Raw genomic sequence first — 19,472 nt, 5'->3', positions numbered from 1 at the left:
CACGCGCCGTGCCTGAGAAGAAGGACCCGCCCATGCCCACCCGCGCCGACTCCGCGCAGCTGCGACTCGTCGTGCGCATCGCACGCATGTACCACGAGCTCGGCATGCGGCAGACCGACATCGCCCGCGAGCTGCACGTCTCCCAGCCGCGCGTCTCCCGCCTGCTCAAGCGCGCCGCCGAGGAGGGCATCGTCCGCACGGTCGTCACGGCCCCGGAGGGGACCTACACCTCCCTGGAGGAGATGGTCGAGGAGCGCTACGGCCTGGCGGAGTGCATCGTCGTCGACTCCGGCGAGGAGGAGGCGGAGGTGGATGTCGCCCTCGCCTCCGCCGCCGCCACCTACCTGGAGACGACCCTCACGGGCGGTGACGTCATCGGCCTGTCCTCGTGGAGCGCCACCTGGCTGGGGGCCGTCGAGCAGCTGCCGGCCTTCCGCGTGGCCGTGGCGGAGAGGGTCATCCAGCTCTTCGGGGGCGTGGGCCACCCCGCGGTCCAGGTCAAGGCCACGCGCCTCATCGACCTGCTGGCCCGCGCCACGGGCGCCGAGGCCGTCTTCTTCCCCTCGCCGGCCGTGCTCGGCTCGCGCGCGGCGGCCGCGCAGCTGGCGGAGGACCCCGCGGTCCAGCGGGTCATGAGCCTGCTGCCCTCGGTGACGATCGCCCTGGTGGGCATCGGCAGCGTGGAGCCCTCGCCGCTGCTGCGCGAGTCCGGCAACATGACGACCGGCACGGACACCCAGGACCTGGTGGCGGCGGGCGCCGTGGGGGACGTGTGCCTGCGCTTCTTCGACGCGGAGGGCCGGCACGTGCCCACGGACTACGACGCCCGGCTCGTGGGCGCGGACCCGGAGCAGCTGCGGGTCATCCCGCGCCGGGTGGCCGCCGCCGGCGGCGAGCGCAAGCACGCGGCGGTGCGCGCCGCCCTGCTCGGCCACTGGGTCAACGTCCTCATCACGGACGTGCGCACGGCCCGTGCCCTGCTCGCGGACTGAGCCGTGGTCCCCTCTGGCAGGCCCTCGCGCCGGGCGAGCATGGCCGATGTCGGCCGGCTCGCGGGTGTGTCCGCGCAGACCGTCTCGCGCTTCTTCAACGACGGCTACGTCTCGGCGGACGCCCGTGCCCGTATCCGGGCGGCGGTGGGGCAGCTGGGCTACGTGCCCAACCGCCTGCCGGTGCAGCTGCGCCGGGCGAGCACCGACGTCATCGGCGTGGTCCTGTTCGGTCCGCTCAACTACGGCAACGCCCGGATCATGACCGGCCTGTACCGGGCGGCCCGCGAGCTGGGGCGGACGGTGATGACGACGCACATGGAGGCGGACCCGGCCTCCTCCTCGGCCCTGTGGAACACGACCCTGAAGGAGGTCGAGTCCTTCGTCGCCTCGAGGGTGGACGGCCTGGTGGTCGCCTCCCCCTACGCGAGCGTGCGGCGCGTGCTCGAGGCGGTGCCGCCCGCGGTGCCGGTGGTGACGCTCGCCGAGCTCGAGGATGACGGGCGTGACGCCGTCGGCTCCTACTCCTACACGGCGGCCCGGGCGGTGGTGGAGCACCTGCTTGAGGAGGGTGCGAGGCGGGTGCTGCACGTGGGGGGCCCGGGGGACCGGGCCCAGTCGTGCACCCGCCGGCTGGCCTGCGAGGACGTGCTGCGGGAGGCGGGGCTGAGCCCGGTGGGGGTCCTCGAGTGCCCGGAGTGGACGGTCCAGGACGCGGCCCGTCTGGCCGAGGGGGTGGAGCCGGGGAGCTTCGACGCCGTGTTCGCAGCGAATGATGACCTCGCCCTGGGCTTCATGAGCGTCATGCGCGAGCGCGGCCTGGTGGCACCGGAGGACTACCTCATCGCGGGCTACGACGGGATGCCGCAGTCGGGCTTCTTCGCCCCGCCCTTGACGACGGCGTACGTGGACTTCGAGCGGATCGGTGAGACGGCGCTGCGCCGGGTCGTGGCTCAGGCCGCGGGGGAGCCGGTGGAGGGCAGCCGCTGGTCGGTGCCGACGCAGGTGCTCGTGCGCGAGTCCACGACGCGGGTGGGGCGCGGGCGGGCCTGACGGGGTCCGCTGGGATGCCTTCTGCGGGCCAGGCGGGGACCTCCGGCTGCGAGCCGGGTGCGGGTGGCTGCGCCGGCCCGTGCTCGGGTGGGGACGATGCGCTCTTGATGATCCAAGCCTCGATGCGTTACGCTTAACATGCACGCATTCAGAGACGAATGCATATTCGCTACCTTGACGGAGACCCCATGACGGACCACGCTCCGACCCCCAGGCGCTGGAGCCTCGGCACCGCCCCCTGGGCGGGCATCGAGACCACCACCCCGCGCAGCCGCGTCATCATCGACAACGACTTCTCAGGCGACCCGGACGACTTCTTCCAGCTTGTCCACCACCTGCTCAGCCCCACCGTCGAGATCCCCCTCGTCGTCGCCTCCCACCTGCGCCCCGATGACCCCATGGACCCCAGCGACCGCACCGCCGAGAACGCCGAGGCCCTGGCCAACACGGTCTGCGACCTCATGGGGCTCGAGCACGACGGCCTCGTCGCACGCGGCTCCAACACCGCGCTGACCGACCGCAGCACACCGCGCAGCGCCCCCGCCGTCGAGCGCATCATCGCCGAGGCCATGCGCGAGGACACCGACCTGCCCCTGTACTACGCGGCCGGAGGGGGCCTGACCGACCTCGCCAGCGCCTACCTCATCGAGCCCCGCATCGCCCGGCGCCTCACCCTGCTGTGGATCGGTGGGAGCGAGCACCCCGGCACCGTCGACGCCCCGCCCCGGATCGAGGACGCCCCCGAGTACAACCTGCGCATCGACGTCACCGCAGCCCAGGTCCTCTTCGACGCCGAGGACCTGCCGATCTGGCAGTTCACCCGCGACATCTACCGCCAGTGCCTCATCTCCGACTCCGAGCTGCGCCTGCGCGTGCGCACCGCCGGCCCCGTCGGCCGCTTCCTCCACGACGCCGTCACCGACGTGCGCGCACGCATGGCCGAGCACGGCGTTCCCGTCGGAGAGACCTACGCCATCGGCGACCAGCCCCTCGTGCTGGCCACCGCCCTGACCTCCCAGTTCCAGCCGGACACCTCCTCCTCCTTCCACGAGGTGCGCCCCTGCCCCTCCATCAGCGACGACGGCGCCTACATCCACCGCCCCGACGGCCGCCCCATCCGGGTCTACCGCCAGGTCGACACCCGCCTCATGTTCGAGGACATGTACGCCAAGCTCGCCGAGCTCGCCGCCTGGCAGCGCGCCTGACCCCACCCAGCCACCAACCCCCATGCGGCAAGGACGCCGCCCAACAGAACAGGAGACCCCCATGACTCCCATGACCACCGTGTCCCGCCGCCACGCCCTCGGCCTGGGCGCCGCCCTCGTCGGCGTCCTCACGATCAGCGCCTGCGGGCGCCAGGGCGGAGGATCCTCCTCCGACGCCAACAGCCTCACGATCTGGCTCGGCGACCTCAACAGCTTCCAGAAGGCCGACGTCGAGCGCTTCATCGCCGCCTTCGAGGCGGCCCACGAGGGCTACACCTGCGCCTTCCAGACCCACTCCACCGACGACCTCAAGGAGGCCATGCGCCAGGTCTCCGGCACCACCGCTGGGCCGGACATCTACTGGTACTGGGAGGGCCCGGGCCTCGGGGGCGAGATGGTCCAGGCCAAGATGAGCGAGGACCTCACCCGCTTCTACGAGCAGTACGGGTGGGAGGACCGCTTCACCTCCGCCTCGCTGGCCGGCATCACCCAGTACGGCGGCTACCACGGCATCCCGTGGACGCTCCAGGCCGAGGCCCTGTACTACAACAAGGACCTCTTCGAGCAGGCCGGCATCACCTCCGAGCCCACCACCTACGCCGAGCTCACCGCCGCCTGCGACGCGCTCGTCGCCGCGGGCATCACCCCCATCCAGTTCGGCGGCACCGTCAACTGGCACGTCATGCGCCTGCTCGACACCCTCATCGAGATGTACTGCGGTGCCGACGTCGCCACCACCCTCGTCACCGACAAGAAGGGGTGGGACACCGAGGCCGGCGTCACCCAGGCCTTCACCGAGCTCAAGCGCTGGGCCGACACCTACTTCAACAAGGGGTACATGTCGATCTCCAACGACGACTCCAACCTGCTCTTCTACAACGGCACCGCAGCCATGGCCCTGGAGGGCACCTGGTTCAACGCCAACGCCGTCGACAACGGCATGGACCCCACCCGCATCGGCATCTTCCCCTTCCCCACCGGCACCGGCCGCCTCTACGGCTTCGGCGAGGGCTTCTACATCAACCCGAGCTCGACCAAGATCGACACCGCCGCGATGTTCCTCGACTTCATCACCTCGACCGAGCAGATGAGCGAGGGGGCCGGCACCTGGGCCGCCATCAGCGTCAACAAGGACGTGCCCGTCGGTGAGGAGAACCCCCTCGACGCCCTGTGGGTCCCGATCCTCGAGTCCTCCGACGAGATGTACAACAACTTCGACCAGGCCCTCAGCCTCAACGAGACCACGGAGTACTGGCGCATCCAGAACGCGGTCCTCATCGGCCAGATGACGCCCGAGGAGGCCGGTCCGGCCATGCAGAGGTTCATCGACGCGAACGCCTGACAGGTGACGGCGGGAGGGGCGCCGCCCCTCCCGCCGCCGACCCCCGTCTGAAAGGTCCCCGCATGTCTGTCTCCCCGGCGCAGCAGCCGACGAGGGGGCGCAAGGAGCACCGCGGCCTGCGCTCACTGCCCTACCTCGCCCCGGCCATCCTGCTCTACGCTGTCTTCCTGCTGTACCCGATGGTCGACTCGGTGCGGCTGTCCTTCTTCTCCTGGTCCGGCTACGCCTCCGACGAGCAGGTCCTCGTCGGCCTGAGGAACTACGTCTACCTCTTCACCCAGGACACGGTCTTCTGGACCGCCCTGCGCAACTCCGTCATCTGGGTGGTCCTGTCCGTCGCCATCCCCATGGTCATCTCCCTGCTCATGGCGCTCGGGCTCAACCAGAGGATCTGGGGCCGCAACGCCTTCCGCTCGATCTTCTACATCCCCAGCGTCTTCGCCTCGATCACGGTCGCGGCGATCTGGCGCTGGATCTACAACCCGACGCTGGGCGTCATCAACCAGCTCCTCGAGGGCGTCGGGCTCGGCGCCTGGGCCCACGAGTGGCTGGGCGACCCGGACACGGCCCTTTACTCGATCTTCGTGGCCTCCATCTGGCAGGGCGTCGGCTTCAACCTCGTGCTCTTCCTCGCCGGGCTGCAGTCGGTGCCCTCCGAGCTCGTCGAGGCGGCCAAGATCGACGGCGCCGGACGGTGGAACGTCTTCTGGAACGTCACCTGGCCCTCACTGAGGCCGACGACGACCGTCGTCGTCATCCTCACGATCATCAACTCGCTCAAGGTCTACGACCTCGTCGTCGGCATGACCGGTGGTGGCCCGGCCCAGTCCAGCCAGGTGCTGGCGCTGTGGTCCTACCAGCAGTCCTTCTCCAACCACAACTTCGGTGCGGGCGGTGCCGTCGCCACCGTGCTGCTCATCCTGTCGCTGTGCCTGGTGATCCCCTACCTGGCCTGGTCCATGAAGGGGGAGGACTGACCATGAGCACCTCAACCGCACCCGTTCTGCCCCGCAACAGGAGGCAGCGCGACTGGGTCCTCGTCGGCCTGTGGGTCGCCCTCGTCGTCGTCGCCCTCACCTGGCTCATGCCCTTCGCCGTCATGCTCCTCACCTCCGTCAAGAGCGGGGCGGACCTGGCCTCCGGCTCGACCATCGGGCTGCCGGAGGAGTGGCTGTGGGGCAACTACCTCACCGCCGCCCAGGTCGGGGACCTGTGGATCACGGGGTCGAACTCGCTGCTCGTCGCGGTCATCAAGGTCCCGCTCGGGCTCTTCCTCGCCACCCTGGCCGCCTACGCCCTGGCTCGCATCCGCATGCGACACCACAAGCTGCTCGTCGCCTTCTTCGCCGTCGGCTCCATGGTGCCCATCCAGGTGGCCCTGGGCCCCATGTTCCAGCTGCTGTTCAAGGCGGGGATGCTCGACACCTACGCGGGCCTCATCCTGCCGTACCTCGCCTTCGGCGTGCCCTACCAGATCTTCATGATGTACGGCTCCTTCCGGGCGATCCCGGACTCCCTCGAGGAGTCCGCCCGCCTCGACGGAGCCTCGAGCCTGCGCATCTACTGGCAGATCTGCCTGCCGCTGGTCAAGCCGACCCTCGCGGCGCTCTTCGTCCTCGACTTCGTGGCCACGTGGAACGAGTACGCGATGGCCTCGACGATCATCCAGTCGGACCTCATGAGCACGATCCCCATGGCCGTGCAGAACTTCTCCTCCCAGCACGGCACGGACTACGGGCCGCTCAACGCCTTCATCATCATGACGGCCATCCCGGTCCTGCTCGTCTACCTCATCTTCCAGCGCTACTTCGTCTCCGGCGCCTTCACCGGGGCCGTCAAGGGCTGAGGGGGTCCTGAGGGGGGCGCTGAGGGAGGCACCGAGGCGCCGTGAGTGGACCACCTACCGCTCCCAGGACAACCTGTCGCCCCAAGGACAACCTGTCGCGTGTTGGACAACCTGAGTGACGCCAACAGGTTGTCCAACGACACGCAGGTTGTCCTCCCGCGCGCACGTTGTCCTCCGGGCACGCAAGGACCGGGCAGGACGAGCCACCGAGCCACCCGGCACGCCGACCTCAAGCCCCACGCTCACGCCGGCACCTCGGCGTTATCTCATCGCACCTCGAGTGATGTGGGCTCGGCCCCTAGTGATGTGCCTTCGAGGGCCAGTTATCTCACAACAGGCCGAGTTATCTCATAACTCGGTCGTTATCTCATGGTGGCCGGGGCGAGTGTGCGGCTCGGCAGGGATCCTGTGTGAGTGCCCGCGCCGGAGAGACGTGCTCGGCCCTTCCGCTCGAGGAGGGGTCGTGCTAGGCTCGATACGGAGATTCAATAACGAATAAACATTCGAGTCGGGTTCGGCTCACCCAGGAAAGGAGCTGTCGACGATGACAGGACCGACGCCCTACGTCCTCGCCCTCGACGAGGGCACCACCAACGCCAAGGCTTTCGCCGTCGCCCCCGACGGCACCGTCCTCGCCTCCGGCTCCGCACCCGTGGCCGTCTCCTACCCCCGCCCCGGCTGGGTCGAGCAGGACGCCGACGCCATCTGGGACGCCCAGTGCACCGCCATCCGCGACTGCCTGGGCTCCCTGCCCGCCTCGGCCGGCGTCCCCGCCGGCATCACCATCTCCAACCAGCGCGAGTCCGTCGTCGTCTGGGACGCCACCACCGGACGGGCCCTCGCCCCCATGCTCGGCTGGCAGGACTCGCGCACCGCCGAGTTCTGCGACTGGCTGCGCTCCCCGGAGCGCGAGTTCGCCGTCGCCTCCACCACGGGCCTGAGCCTCGACCCCATGTTCTCCGCGCCCAAGATGCGCTACCTCCTCGACCAGGTCGGCGACGCCGTCACCGACGGCACCGCCCGCATCGGCACCGTCGACTCCTGGCTCGTCGGGCGCCTGACCGGCCAGGCCTCCTACGTCATCGAGGCCGGCAACGCCTCACGCACCCTCCTGCTCGACCTCGCCACCCTCGACTGGTCCGAGGAGATGTGCACCCTCTTCGGCATCGGACGCACGCTCCTGCCCGCCGTCGTCGCCTCCAACAGCGACTTCGGCACCACCCGCGGCCTCGACCTCCTGCCCGACGGCGTGCCCGTCGTCGGCGTCCTGGGAGACTCCCACGCCGCCCTCTTCGGACACGGCTGCCGCACCACCGCCGAGGGCAAGGCCACCTACGGCACCGGCTCCTCCGTCATGATCCCCTCCGGCGACGACCGCACGACCCGCGCCGGCGTGTCCACCACCCTCGCCTGGCTCACCGACACACCCATGTACGGCCACGAGGGCAACATCGTCGCCTCCGGAACCGCCATGGACTGGACCGCCCGCATGCTCGGCGTCGCCCCCGGCCGCGAGCTCGACGCCCTCGCCGCCACCGTCCCCGGACCCGCCGGCACCACCCTCGTGCCCGCCTTCACCGGCCTGGGCGCGCCCTGGTGGGACCGCAACGCCGTCGGCCTCATCAGCGGCGTCACCGCCGGCACCGAGCGCGGACACATCGCCCGTGCCGCCCTCGACGCCGTCGCCCACCAGATCGCCGACGTCATCGAGGCCCTCGACACCACCGACCTGACCGTCCTGCACGCCGACGGCGGTGCCACCGCCTCCCGGCTGCTCATGCAGCGCCAGGCCGACCTGCTCGGCCGCGACGTCGTCGTCTCCTCCAACGCCGAGGTCTCCGCCCTCGGCGCCGCCCTCATGGGCTTCACCCGCCTCGGCTGGGACCTGCCCACCGCCTGCGACGAGGGCCACCGCTACACCCCCCAGATCACCGACGCCGAGCGGGACCGGGAGCGCCGCCAGTGGGCCCAGGCCCTCGCCCGCTCCCGCACCCACGTCTGACCCGAGCCCCCGACCACCACACAACACCTACGGAGTGAGCACCATGACCGACACCACCACCGGACCCGTCTTCGGCGCAGGCCTGTGGAACTTCGCCACCTACGTCGACCGCTACGCCACCGACGGCTACGGCGAGCCCCGCACCACCCTTGAGCAGATCGACCTCGCGGGCCAGGTCGAGGACATCTCCTACGTCGACATCAACTACCCCTGGACCAAGGGCGTCACCACCGCCGACGTCGCCGCCGCCCTGGAGTGCAACGGACTCAAGGCCATCGGCGTCACCCCGGACATCTACCTGCGCGAGCACCAGCTCGGCGCCTTCACCAACCCCGACCCCGCCAAGCGAGCCTCCGCCATGCGCATCATGCAGGGCGCCGCCGACGCCGTGCGCGAGCTCGGGGCCCGCTACGTCAAGATCTGGCCCGGCCAGGACGGCTTCGACTACCCCTTCCAGGTGGACTACGCCGAGCTCGACCGCCTCGCCGTCGAGGGCATGCGCGACCTCGCCCAGGCCAACCCGGACCTCAAGTTCGTCATCGAGTACAAGCCCCGCGAGCCGCGCACCCACATGTTCTGGTCCTCGGCCGCCAAGACGGTCCTGGGCATCCAGCGCATGGGCGTCGACAACGTCGGCGTCCTGCTGGACTTCGGCCACGCCCTCTTCGGTGGCGAGTCGCCCGCCGAGGCCGCCCAGCTCCTCATCGACCACGGCCTGCTGTGGGGCATGGACGTCAACGACAACTACCGCGGCTGGGACGACGACATGGTCGTCGGCACCGTCCACATCACCGAGGTCTTCGAGTTCTTCCACGTCCTGCGCAAGAACGGCTGGGAGGGCGTCTGGCAGCTCGACCAGTTCCCCTTCCGCGAGGACGTCGTCGACAACGCCACAACCTCCATCCGCTTCCTCAAGGCCCTGTACCGCGCCCTCGAGCGCCTCGACGAGGACGCCCTCGCCGAGGCCCAGAGGCGCCAGGACCCGCTGGCCGCCCAGCGCGTCGTCCAGGACGCCCTGCTGTCCTGCATGGCCTGAGACCCCACCGACCGAGGAGACCACCCATGACTCTCGATGTCGACCTCCCCGTCGTCGGACGCACCGCGCCCGGCGCCACCCGCCAGGAGGTCATCGCCCACCTCAAGGAGGGCGCCCGACTCATCCGCATGAAGGACCTCGCCAACGTCGTCAACGCCGGCCAGGGCCACATCGGCGGCGAGTTCTCCATCACCGACGTCCTGGCCACCCTCTACCTGCACGTCGCCAACATCACCCCGGACAACCTCGACGACCCGGACCGCGACCGCGTCATCCTGTCCAAGGGCCACGCCGCCAACGCCCTGTACTGCACCTTCGCCGCCGCCGGCCTGCTTGACCCCGCCGCCCTGGACACCTTCATCCAGCCGGGCTCGGCCCTCAACGGCCACCCGGCGCGCACCAAGGTGCGCGGCGTCGAGGCCAACACCGGCCCCCTCGGACACGGCCTGCCCATCGCCGTCGGCGACGCCATCGCCGCCAAGATCGACGGCTCACCCCGCCGCGTCTTCGTCCTCACCGGCGACGGCGAGCTCCAGGAGGGCTCCAACTGGGAGGCGCTCATGTGCGCCGCCCACCAGGGGCTCGACAACCTCGTCGTCATCACCGACCGCAACCACCTGCAGCAGGGGGCGAGGACCGAGGACACCAACGACCTGTCCCCGCTGGACGCCAAGGCCCGCGCCTTCGGCGCCCACGTGGTCGAGGTCGACGCCCACGACCACGGCCAGCTCCTCGACGCCCTCCAGGCGCCGCCCCAGCCGGGCAGGCCCACCTACATCATCGCCCACTCCCACAAGGGCCACCCGATCTCCTTCATGAGCGACAACCAGCCGTGGCACCACAAGCTGCCCTCGCTCGAGGAGGCCGAGGCCGCCCTCGCCGAACTGGAGGCCCTGAAGTGACCGAGCTCTTCGACTGCCGTCAGGCCTACGTGGCCACCCTCACCGACATCGCGCGCGACGACGACCGGCTCGTCGTCGTCGTCAACGACTCGGTCGGATCCTCCAACCTCGGGGGCTTCCAGAAGGAGTTCCCGGGCCGCCTCATCAACGTCGGCATCGCCGAGCAGAACCAGGTCGGCGTCGCCGCCGGCCTCGAGAACGGCGGCAAGATCCCCGTCGTGTCCTGCGCGGGCTCCTTCCTGTCCGCCCGGGCCACCGAGCAGGTCAAGATCGACGCCGGCTACTCCCAGCGGCACATGCTCCTGTGCGCCCAGTCCCCGGGCCTGGCCTACGGCCAGCTCGGCTCCACCCACCACAGCGCCGAGGACGTGAGTATCATGCGCTCCTTCCCCGGCATGACCGTCATCATCCCGGCGGACCCCGCCGAGACCGCCGGCGCGCTGCGCTGGGCCTACCACGAGCTCGACGGCCCCGCCTACATCCGCATCTCGAGGATGAAGGTGCCGGCCGTCCACGGCCAGGACTACGAGTTCACCCCCAAGGCCGTCACCCTGCGCGAGGGCACGGACGTCACGGTCATCGCCAACGGCACCACGGTCCACCGGGCCCTGGAGGGTGTCGACCGACTGGCCGCCGAGGGCGTGAGCGCGCGCCTGCTGTCGATCCCGGTCGTCAAGCCGCTCGACGAGGAGGCCGTCCTGGCCGCCGCCCGGCAGACCGGCCGAATCATCACCATCGAGGAGGGCACTATCAAGGGCGGGCTCGGGGGCGCCGTCGCCGAGCTGACCGCCGAGAGGTGCCCCGTGCCCGTCAGGCGCCTGGGCGTGCCGGACGAGTGGGCCCCCACCGGCTCCGAGGCCTGGCTCATGGACCACTGGGGCATCAGCGCCGACGGCGTCGTCGCCGCCGCCCGGGAGCTGCTCGCCTGACAGCGCGCGCCCTGGCCGCCCACCTCCTCGGTTTGCTCGCGAGCACCCCGGGTAAACCCCGTAGGTTCGCGAGCAAACCGAGGAGGTGGAGGTGGGTGCGGGGGTCAGGCCCGACGACGGTGCAGAGCCGCTCCTGCGCCCACCAGCACCGTACTCATGAGACCGAGCAGCACGAGCTCACCGGCACCGGTGCGGGCCAGCGAGCCCGACGTGCTGCCGCGCTGCGCCTGTCCGGCAACGGGGGCGCCGTCGGTGGAGGTGCCGTCCTGCGGGCCACCAGGCTGACCACCGGGCTGCTGCGTGGCGTCCTCGTCCGGGGTCGGGTCGGGTGCCGGCTCCGCACCCGGCTTCTGCGCCTCCACGTAGACGGCGACCGTGCGGGCGGGGACCGTCGCCGTGCCGGTGGCGGCGTCGAAGGTCGCGTGCTTCACCACCGGGTCGGCGCCCTCGGCCTGGACCGAGTGCAGGGTGAAGGTCCGGCCGGCCAGGTCGGTGACCGTCTCGGACACCGGCTCGCCGGTGGCGTTGAAGACGGTCAGCACCGCCCCCACCTCGGGGTCGACGTCCACCGCGCCGGTGACCACGGCGCTCGCTCCCGCGGTGCTGCTGGTCTCGGCCTCAGGACGGTCCTCGATGAGCATCGTGATGACGCCCGGCGTGGCGCCCGGCCCCGAGCTCGGGAAGGTCACCCGCTCCTGGATGAGCTCGGCCGAGCCCAGGTGGAACAGGGACGTCGAGCTGCGCAGGCGCAGCAGGTCGAGGGCCTGCGCCTGGGAGGCCGCGATGTCCTCCGCGCTGGGCTTGAGGGCGGGGTCCTCAAGCAGGGGCCGCATGATGTCCCACTTGGAGCCGTTGGACGAGGCCACCGGCAGGCCGTTGCCGTAGCCGTTGTCCTGGCCCGTCCAGTCGATGGCGTTGAAGTGGTCCCCGGAGTTGTAGGAGTCGCGGTCCAGGGACTTGCTGCGCAGGATCTCGGTGCCGGCCGCCCACAGCGTCGGCGACTGCCCCAGGGCCACGGTCGCCAGCGACAGCGTGCTCATGCGCGCCCGCTCCGCCGTGCTCATGCCCGTCGGCAGCTTGAGCACCCCCAGGTCGTAGAGGGTCTCGTTGTCGTGGGCGTCCACGTAGTTGACGGTCTCCTCCGGGCTGGAGGCATAGCCGGCGGGCTGCCCGTTGTAGTCGATCTGGGAGCCGGACCGCACCGTGCCGTCGTGGGTGGTGAAGGTGTAGCCCGACAGGTTCCCCGCCAGGCCCAGCTGGATGAGGTCGGTGGCGTGACCCAGGGCCGCCAGCTGCTCCTCCTGGCTGCGCGGGTCCATCCCGTTCGGGGCGGTGCACAGGCCCGTGCCGAAGCCCTGGTAGGTGCGGGGGTCCTGGTCGAAGGGCCCGCCGCCGTGGACGGCGTCGCGCAGGCGGTCGTTGAAGGTGCCGATGCCCGTGCCGTTGAGCTGGCCCTGGGTGGCGGTGGTGAACAGCGCGTTGTCCGCGATCTCCCCCATGTTCCAGCCCTCGCCGTAGAGGTAGATGGCCGAGCCGTCCACGCCGTCGGCCTCAAGGGTCAGCTCGTCCAGGGCGGCGCGCAGCGCCTGCATGGTCGTCACCGAGTGGTAGCCCATGAGGTCGAAGCGGAATCCGTCCACGTGGTAGTCGCGCGCCCAGGTGACCACGGAGTCGATCATGAGGCGCTCGGCCATCGCGTTCTCGGTGGCGGTGTTCGAGCAACAGGTGGAGGTGAAGATGTCGCCCTTGGCGTCCAGCCGCTGGTAGTAGCCCGGCACGATCCGGTCGAGCACCGAGGTGGGGGACTGGCCGGCGGCCGCGGTGTGGTTGAAGACCTGGTCGAGCACCACCTGCAGGCCCGTGGCGTGCAGGGCGCCCACCATCTGGCGGAACTGGTAGGTGCGGGCCCCTCCGTCCTGGTGGCCCTCGGTGGCGTAGGAGCCCTCCGGGGCCCGGTAGTGCCACGGGTCGTAGCCCCAGTTGTAGGCGTCGGCGTCGCGCACGGCGGCGACGGCGGCCTGCTGGGCCTCGGAAGCCGGGCCGGCGTCCTCGGGGATGTCCGGCACCTGGTGGCGGCTGCGGTCCTCCCCGATGGAGGCGATGTCGAAGGTCGGCAGCAGGTGCACCGTGTCCACCCCGGCCTCGGCGAGCCGGGTCAGGTGGGTCATCCCCGCCGACTCCGGGTGGGTGAAGGCCAGGTAGGTGCCGCGCTCCGCCTCGGGCACGGTGGTGTCGGCCGCCGAGAAGTCGCGCACGTGCAGCTCGTAGATGGTGCGGCCGGCGTCGGAGTCGACGACGGGGCTGGCAGTCTCTGCCCACTGCCGGGGCGCCAGGTCCGGGTGGCTGAGGTCGACGGCGACCGAGCGCTGCGAGTCCGTGGTCAGGGCCAGCGAGCTGGGGTCGGTGACGGTGTTGGTCTCGACCCGGCCGGTGTCCGGGACGTAGACCTCGACCTCCCACAGGTACTGCGAGCCCGCGGTGATGGCGCCGTCGGCGTTGTCCACGACCCAGCGCCCGTCGGCACCTCGCACGGCCCCGGTGCGCACGGCCTCGCCGGCCACCTGCGGGGCGGAGCCGGTGGCCTGGCCGGTGGCCCAGGTGAGCAGGGTGACCGACTGGGCGGTGGGCGCCCACAGCGCGAAGGAGGGGACGCCGTCGGCGAAGGTGGCCCCCAGCGGGGCGTCGGCCGCGGCCGGGGCGTACAGGGCGTCGATGACGGCGGCGCTCTGCACGCCGGTGAAGGCGGTTACGGCGCCGTCGGCCCGGCGCTCGACGACGGCGACCTGCCCGGTCAGGGCCCGCTCGACCTGGCTGCGGGTCATCAGCGCGGTGCCGTCGGCCTCCGTGAGCGACAGGGCGATGTAGCCGACGAGGTTGGGGTGGTCGTCGATGACGTCGGTGCTCAGGTCCCCGGTCACGCGCAGCGGCGTCTCGGTGCCGCCGGTGACGGCGCCGTCCACCAGGGACGCTCCGCCGTCGGGGGCGGTGACAAGACTGAAGGCGACTGGGGCGGGCGTGCCCGAGGCCACTGCCTGGTCGCGGGTGACGCCCTCGGGCAGGAGGGAGACCGGCCAGGCCAGGGTGGTCTCGTCGACCCAGTAGGCGCGGTTCTCTCCGGTGCCGGCTGCGGGCGGGTCCACCACGGCGATGGTCAGCCGGTGCGTGGACGGGTCGTAGGTGAAGGTGACGTCCTTGCCGGCGCTCGCGGAGAAGGAGTAGTTGGCTCCGCCGGCCACGCCGTCGACGCCGTAGTTCTCGTCCCACGAGCGGCCGTGGGCGACCTTGACCTCGTAGGAGCCGGTCGCCAGGGCGCTGGTGGTGAAGGTGAAGGTGCCGTCGGCCGCCGGTCGCATGAGGGTGGCCAGGCAGTCGGGCGCCCAGTCGGCGGTGCAGCCGAGCTCATCCTGGAAGGAGCCGGGCAATGTGATGTAGGGGGTGGCGGCGTCGGCCCAGGACACGTGGCTCACGGGGTCGTAGAAGAAGGTGACCGGGCCGCCGGAGGTGGTGTAGTGGATATTGGCTCCGCCCGCCACGCCGTTGGCCCCGTAGTTCTCGTCCCACGTGGCGCCGATGGCGACCTTGTACTCGTAGCTGCCGGCGGGAAGGTCGATGGCCGCGGTGTACAGGCCGGAGACCTCGTCGCGGCTCAGGGCGGCGGCGGTGCAGTCGGGCGCCCAGTCGGCGGTGCAGCCCATCTCATCGTTGTGGCTGCCGGGAAGGGTGACCTGGAGAGTGGGCTCTTCGGCCTGGGCGATGGGCGAGGCTGCGGGGCCGACGACGCAGGCCACGAGCGCCAGCACCGCAAGGGCGGCGGTGGGCAGGGCCCGCACACGGGTGTGCCGCCGGGTGGGTCCCGTGGGCCGGCTGGGCCGCGGGGTGTGCAAGAGCTGCAAGAGCACAGTAACTCCTTCGTCTGTGCCGGCGCGCCTCGACAATGAGGCGCGAAGATGTGTGCTGAAGGGGCGGGAGGGTGCTTCTGCCCGTGGTGTCCCGAGCTGTGCACCTCGAGGCAGACTAGGGGGCCGGGCCAGGGGGTGCAAGACTCTTTCAGAGTCTTGCGCCCCTTTTATGTGCAGGTGTGAGAGCGGGGCTCGTCACCACGCGCAGTGGTGGCGAGCCCCGCTCAGTGACGGTCACTGACCGCCTCAGTGGCATCCGCCTCAGGCCGCCGGCACGAGCTCCTCCGCCTCATCGGTCTCGGGCGTGCTGCCGGTCTCGGGCGCCGGTACGGTCGCCGTGGGCGTCTCGACCGGTGCGGGAGCTGCGCTCGGCAGCGGGTCGGTGGAGACCTGCGCGCACAGGGCAGGGGAGGTGTAGACGACCTCGTCGAAGGCCCACTCCTTCTCCCAGGCCGGCAGGATCCTGATGCCGAGGATGACGAGCTGGCCGAACACGCCGACCCCTCCGTTCACTGACAGGTTGATCGTGCACGTGCCGGAGAAGGTGCCGGGATTCTCCAGCGTCGCGCCCGGTCCGCCGGCTCCCGCCACGGCCTTGATGTGCGTGTCGAGCCCGGAGCCCAGGCGGGCGCTGACCCCGATCATGTTGTAGAAGGAGACCTTCTCGGAGGCGGAGATGTCGACGCTGCCGGTGAACTCGCCACCGCCTGCGATGACGGGGTTGCGCACGGTGGAGGTCGGCTCGCCAACGAGGTCGAACTGGCCGTTGCTGTAGTCGAAGCCGGCCTCGATCGCGGCGTCGGCACCGGCCGAGGCGGTGATCTTCGCGCTGGCGTCAGCGGTGACGGTCGCGGTCACGGTCGTGTCGGAGTTGATGACGATCGGGATCGGGCCGATGTAGAAGGAGATCTGCAGGCTGTAGGTCGCGAAGGGGAAGGTCTGCTCGCCCTCGAGCGCCCCGGTCGCCTCGATCGACACGTCGGTGCTCACGAAGGGGCCCACGGTCAGACGCGCGCGGTTGACCCTCAGGCCCTTGGCGTCCCACAGCCAGCTGGAGCAGGCCCCGACGGTCGCGCGCAGGTCGAGCGTGAGGGAGGCATCGCCCTTCCAGTGCTCGCTGTCGAGCGTGGAGGAGTAGGTCGGGTTGACCTGGAAGGTCCGCGAGGCCTCCCTGATGACGGGCTGGGGCCCGGCGGGGGTGGGGGCGGCGGTCGGCTCGGGCTCGGGCTCCGGGGAGGGGCTGGGCGCACCGGGCTCACCGGGCACCTCCGGCTCGGGAGCGGTGGTGGCCGAGTCCTCGTCGGGCTGCGGCTCCTCCTGCTCGTCGGTGCCCGCCTCGGAGACCGGGACCGCGTCGTGGTCGACGAGGTCGACGCCCTCAGCCGGGGTGACGATGGGCTCGTGGGGGACGCCCTCGACCTCGGCGTCGGAGAGCACGATGTGGCCGGCGGCCTCGTCGAACTCGGCGAGCTCGTCAGCCTCCTGCGTGCTGTAGACGACGGACTCGCTCTCAAGACCGGCCGTCGCAGCGGCGGCGTGGTCCTGGATGGTGGCTAGCGCGGCGTCCGGCACCGGGGTGCCGGCGTCAGCGGCGACCACCGAGGACGGGGCGAGCGAGTCGACGGCCTCCAGGACGGCCTCGGGCACGGTGCCGTCGTCGGGGACCAGCAGGACGGTGGCGGACGAGGCGGTAGCGGCCGCCTGGTCGTTGCTGAGCTCGTCCTCGCTGGCGAGGACGGTGACCTTCTCGGGGGACAGGCGCGCGACCTCCTCCGAGACGGGCGCGGTGTCAGCGGGGTCGACGAGGAGCACGTCAGCGTCGTTGGAGGCGGTGCGAGGGCTGTCAACGGTGGTGACGTAGACGACCGGCGTGCCGGCCGCCTGGTAGCGGTGGGACAGGGTCGTGGAGACGAGCGAGGCGGCGTCCGGGCCGGGGGCGTCGGCCGTCGGCGTGCCGATGCGGTAGGCGGCGGAGGTGAGGATCGTGCCGTCATCGGTGACCCCGATGAGGGCCGTGTTCTCAGCAGGACCCGCCTGCTCGCTGCTGGTGCTGGCGCCTGCGGGGTGCAGCAGGGACGGTGAGGGGGTGGTGCCGGTCGTGCTCGAGCCGGACTGGGACGACAGCACGGACGGCTTCGCCTGCGAGCCCGCTGCGGCGTCGGTGATGAAGAGGGTGACCGGCACGGCGCCCCCCCCCACGGCAACAGGGAGGACGGCCGCGGCGACTATGCGGCGGCGGTGCTTCACCATGCGATGGTGATGGTTGAGGGATAGGCGAGACAACGTGTTCCTTCTAGGGTGGTGGTGGCGGGGTCGGCACGCGTCGGGCGCTCTTGCCCGGCTCGTTCCGAGGGGGGAACTGTGACGCACAGCAGGACGCTGTGTCGATAAGCGACAAGACAGTCTCAGAATCTTGTTGATATTGACATAGACTGTCGCGCCCATACGTCGAGGTCCCCGGTCCGTTCGGACACGAACCGGGGACCTCGAGATGAGACAGTGGGGTCACTCGGGCCCCCCTCAGGGCCCGCTCAGCGCTGGACGCGGGCGCCGCCGCCCCCGACCAGGCGCTCGACCTCCGCCTTGGTCGCCATCGTCGTGTCACCGGGCGTCGTCATCGCCAGCGCCCCGTGGGCGGCGCCGTACTCCACGGCCGCCTGCAGGTCACCGAGCTCCATGAGCCCGTAGATGAGACCCGAGGCGAAGGAGTCGCCACCGCCGACGCGGTCGAGGACCTCCAGGCCCGGACGCTCCGTGGAGCGCACGAAGCCGCCCTCGCGGGACCAGGCGATGGCCGCCCAGTCGTTGACGGTGGCGGTGCGCACCTGGCGCAGGGTGGTGGCCGTGACCTTGAAGCTGTCGAACTCGGCGACGACCTTCTCGATCATCCGCTCGAAGGAGGAGGTGTCGAGCTGTGAGAGGTTGGCGTCCACGCCCTCGACCTCGTAGCCGAGCGAGGCCGTGTAGTCCTCCTCGTTGCCGATCATGACGTCCACGTAGCGGGCCAGACGCCGGTTGACCTCCTGGGCCCGCTCCTGGCCGCCGATGCCCTTCCACAGTGAGGGCCGGTAGTTGAGGTCGTAGGAGACGACCGTGCCGTGGCGGCGGGCGGCGTCCATCACCGTCTCGGCGACCTCGGCGGCCGTCTCGGACAGGGCGGCGAAGATGCCGCCGGTGTGCAGCCAGCGCACCCCCTGCCTGCCGAACAGGTCGTCGACGTCGACGTCCTCGGGCCGCATCTGGGCGACGGCGGTGTGCCCGCGGTCGGACACGCCGACGGCGCCACGCACCCCGAAGCCCCGCTCGGTGAAGTTCAGGCCGTTGCGCGTACTGCGGCCGATGCCGTCATAGGGAGCCCAGGAGATGAGGGGGCGCACGCCACCCGCGAGGATGAGGCTCTCGATGAGGCGGCCGACCTCGTTGTCCGCCAGCGCCGTGACGACGCCCGCGCGCAGGCCGAAGCAGCGCGACAGGCCGCGGGCGACGTTGTACTCACCGCCCCCCTCCCAGACCTCGAAGCGGCGGGCGGTGCGCACACGCCCCTCACCCGGGTCCAGGCGCAGCATCACCTCACCCAGGGAGACGACGTCGTAGGCGCAGTCCTCGGCGGGACGCAGGGTGACGGGGGCGGTGCTCATCGGCCGGACTCCTTCGCGATCGTGATGGCCTGGGCGGACAGACGGGTGACCTCGTCCCAGTCGCCGGCCTTGATGAGGTCCTTGCTCACCATCCAGGAGCCGGAGGCGGCGGCGATGACGGGGCTCGAGAGGTACTCGCCGAGGTTCGCGGCGCTCACGCCGCCGCTCGGCAGGAACTTGAGGGTGGGGAAGGGCGCCGCGTAGCTCTTGATCGCGCTCATGCCGCCCAGGACCCCGGCGGGGAAGAACTTGACGACCTCGATGCCCAGCTCGAGGGCGCGCATCATCCAGGAGGCGTCGGAGCATGCGGGCAGCGAGACGAGACCGGCGTCGAGGGTAGCCTTGACGACGTCGGCGCTGAAGCCGGGCGAGACGATGTACTGGGCACCGGCGGCCCGGGCGGTGGCGACCTGGGCGGGGGTGATGACGGTGCCGGCCCCGACGGTCAGGCCCTCGATCTCACTCATGGCGCGGATCGCCTCCGCCCCGGCGGCGGTGCGGAAGGTGACCTCGGCGGTGTGGATGCCGCCGGCCACGAGGGCCCTGCCGACCGCCAGCCCCTCCTCGGCGGAGTCGACGACGACGACGGGGACGACGGGGTTGGCGCGGAGCATCGTGAGTGCGTCCATGG

At 71.0% G+C, this 19,472-nt stretch carries 14 protein-coding genes; 10 read left to right on the top strand and 4 right to left on the bottom strand.

All coding sequences use genetic code 11. The annotated features are described in order from the left end of the window. The first annotated feature begins 8 nt into the window (after positions 1-8). The 10 genes from H6X67_RS04155 (at position 9) to H6X67_RS11990 (ending at position 11,304) form a co-directional block, all read left to right on the top strand. Positions 9-992, top strand: coding sequence for a sugar-binding transcriptional regulator (locus H6X67_RS04155; RefSeq protein WP_249368574.1), 984 nt, complete (start codon positions 9-11; stop codon positions 990-992). A 39-nt stretch (positions 993-1,031) separates the two neighbouring features. Beyond that, complete coding sequence (locus tag H6X67_RS04150; protein ID WP_250649181.1) at positions 1,032-2,042, top strand: LacI family DNA-binding transcriptional regulator; 1,011 nt, start codon at positions 1,032-1,034, stop codon at positions 2,040-2,042. A 188-nt stretch (positions 2,043-2,230) separates the two neighbouring features. Then, a complete protein-coding gene (locus H6X67_RS04145; protein WP_249368572.1) occupies positions 2,231-3,247 on the top strand; it encodes a nucleoside hydrolase in 1,017 nt (338 codons plus the stop codon). A gap of 61 nt (positions 3,248-3,308) precedes the next feature. Continuing rightward, positions 3,309-4,589, top strand: coding sequence for an ABC transporter substrate-binding protein (locus tag H6X67_RS04140; RefSeq protein WP_249368571.1), 1,281 nt, complete (start codon positions 3,309-3,311; stop codon positions 4,587-4,589). Positions 4,590-4,651: 62 nt separating this feature from the next. Then, positions 4,652-5,566, top strand: a complete 915-nt coding sequence (locus tag H6X67_RS04135; protein WP_249368570.1) for a carbohydrate ABC transporter permease — start codon at positions 4,652-4,654, stop codon at positions 5,564-5,566. A 2-nt stretch (positions 5,567-5,568) separates the two neighbouring features. Next, positions 5,569-6,435 carry a carbohydrate ABC transporter permease gene (locus tag H6X67_RS04130; RefSeq protein WP_249368569.1) on the top strand — a complete coding sequence of 289 codons (867 nt, stop codon included), beginning with the start codon at positions 5,569-5,571 and terminating at the stop codon, positions 6,433-6,435. A 544-nt stretch (positions 6,436-6,979) separates the two neighbouring features. Next, complete coding sequence (locus H6X67_RS04125) at positions 6,980-8,437, top strand: FGGY-family carbohydrate kinase (RefSeq protein ID WP_249368568.1); 1,458 nt, start codon at positions 6,980-6,982, stop codon at positions 8,435-8,437. Positions 8,438-8,480: 43 nt separating this feature from the next. Beyond that, the gene (locus H6X67_RS04120) at positions 8,481-9,473 is read left to right on the top strand and encodes a TIM barrel protein (RefSeq protein ID WP_249368579.1); all 993 of its coding nucleotides are present in this window, start codon (positions 8,481-8,483) and stop codon (positions 9,471-9,473) included. A gap of 26 nt (positions 9,474-9,499) precedes the next feature. Then, the gene (locus H6X67_RS04115; protein WP_249368567.1) at positions 9,500-10,375 is read left to right on the top strand and encodes a transketolase; all 876 of its coding nucleotides are present in this window, start codon (positions 9,500-9,502) and stop codon (positions 10,373-10,375) included. Next, positions 10,372-11,304 (top strand): transketolase family protein, encoded by a 933-nt coding sequence (locus H6X67_RS11990; RefSeq protein ID WP_249368566.1) that lies wholly within the window; start codon positions 10,372-10,374, stop codon positions 11,302-11,304. The genes H6X67_RS04115 and H6X67_RS11990 overlap by 4 nt, the downstream gene beginning before the upstream one ends. A 104-nt stretch (positions 11,305-11,408) precedes the next feature. Here the strand turns inward: H6X67_RS11990 and pulA are convergent, their stop codons facing one another. The 4 genes from pulA to H6X67_RS04090 all read right to left on the bottom strand — a co-directional run bounded on the left by pulA (position 11,409) and on the right by H6X67_RS04090 (position 19,470). Then, positions 11,409-15,203, bottom strand: a complete 3,795-nt coding sequence (gene pulA / locus H6X67_RS04105; RefSeq protein WP_249368565.1) for a pullulanase-type alpha-1,6-glucosidase — start codon at positions 15,201-15,203, stop codon at positions 11,409-11,411. A 261-nt stretch (positions 15,204-15,464) separates the two neighbouring features. Continuing rightward, positions 15,465-17,387, bottom strand: coding sequence for a hypothetical protein (locus H6X67_RS04100; RefSeq protein ID WP_249377051.1), 1,923 nt, complete (start codon positions 17,385-17,387; stop codon positions 15,465-15,467). 347 nt (positions 17,388-17,734) lie between these two features. Further along, positions 17,735-18,841 (bottom strand): sugar kinase, encoded by a 1,107-nt coding sequence (locus H6X67_RS04095; protein WP_249369067.1) that lies wholly within the window; start codon positions 18,839-18,841, stop codon positions 17,735-17,737. Then, positions 18,838-19,470 carry a bifunctional 4-hydroxy-2-oxoglutarate aldolase/2-dehydro-3-deoxy-phosphogluconate aldolase gene (locus tag H6X67_RS04090; protein ID WP_249369068.1) on the bottom strand — a complete coding sequence of 211 codons (633 nt, stop codon included), beginning with the start codon at positions 19,468-19,470 and terminating at the stop codon, positions 18,838-18,840. The genes H6X67_RS04095 and H6X67_RS04090 overlap by 4 nt, the downstream gene beginning before the upstream one ends. Between the last annotated feature and the right edge of the window lie 2 nt (positions 19,471-19,472).

This window comes from Actinomyces sp. AC-20-1 (assembly GCF_023369555.1).
Classification (GTDB): domain Bacteria; phylum Actinomycetota; class Actinomycetes; order Actinomycetales; family Actinomycetaceae; genus Actinomyces.
Note: the sequence above shows the minus strand (reverse complement) of the source record. Positions and strands in the feature narration are given on the sequence as shown.

Coding starts and splice junctions, on each gene's coding strand:
- H6X67_RS04095 (WP_249369067.1), bottom strand. CDS start 18,841: ATGAGCACCGCCCCCGTCACCCTGCGTCCCGCCGAGGACTGCGCCTAC.
- H6X67_RS04135 (WP_249368570.1), top strand. CDS start 4,652: ATGTCTGTCTCCCCGGCGCAGCAGCCGACGAGGGGGCGCAAGGAGCAC.
- H6X67_RS04125 (WP_249368568.1), top strand. CDS start 6,980: ATGACAGGACCGACGCCCTACGTCCTCGCCCTCGACGAGGGCACCACC.
- H6X67_RS04120 (WP_249368579.1), top strand. CDS start 8,481: ATGACCGACACCACCACCGGACCCGTCTTCGGCGCAGGCCTGTGGAAC.
- H6X67_RS04115 (WP_249368567.1), top strand. CDS start 9,500: ATGACTCTCGATGTCGACCTCCCCGTCGTCGGACGCACCGCGCCCGGC.
- H6X67_RS04130 (WP_249368569.1), top strand. CDS start 5,569: ATGAGCACCTCAACCGCACCCGTTCTGCCCCGCAACAGGAGGCAGCGC.
- H6X67_RS04145 (WP_249368572.1), top strand. CDS start 2,231: ATGACGGACCACGCTCCGACCCCCAGGCGCTGGAGCCTCGGCACCGCC.
- H6X67_RS04140 (WP_249368571.1), top strand. CDS start 3,309: ATGACTCCCATGACCACCGTGTCCCGCCGCCACGCCCTCGGCCTGGGC.
- H6X67_RS04150 (WP_250649181.1), top strand. CDS start 1,032: ATGGCCGATGTCGGCCGGCTCGCGGGTGTGTCCGCGCAGACCGTCTCG.
- H6X67_RS04090 (WP_249369068.1), bottom strand. CDS start 19,470: ATGGACGCACTCACGATGCTCCGCGCCAACCCCGTCGTCCCCGTCGTC.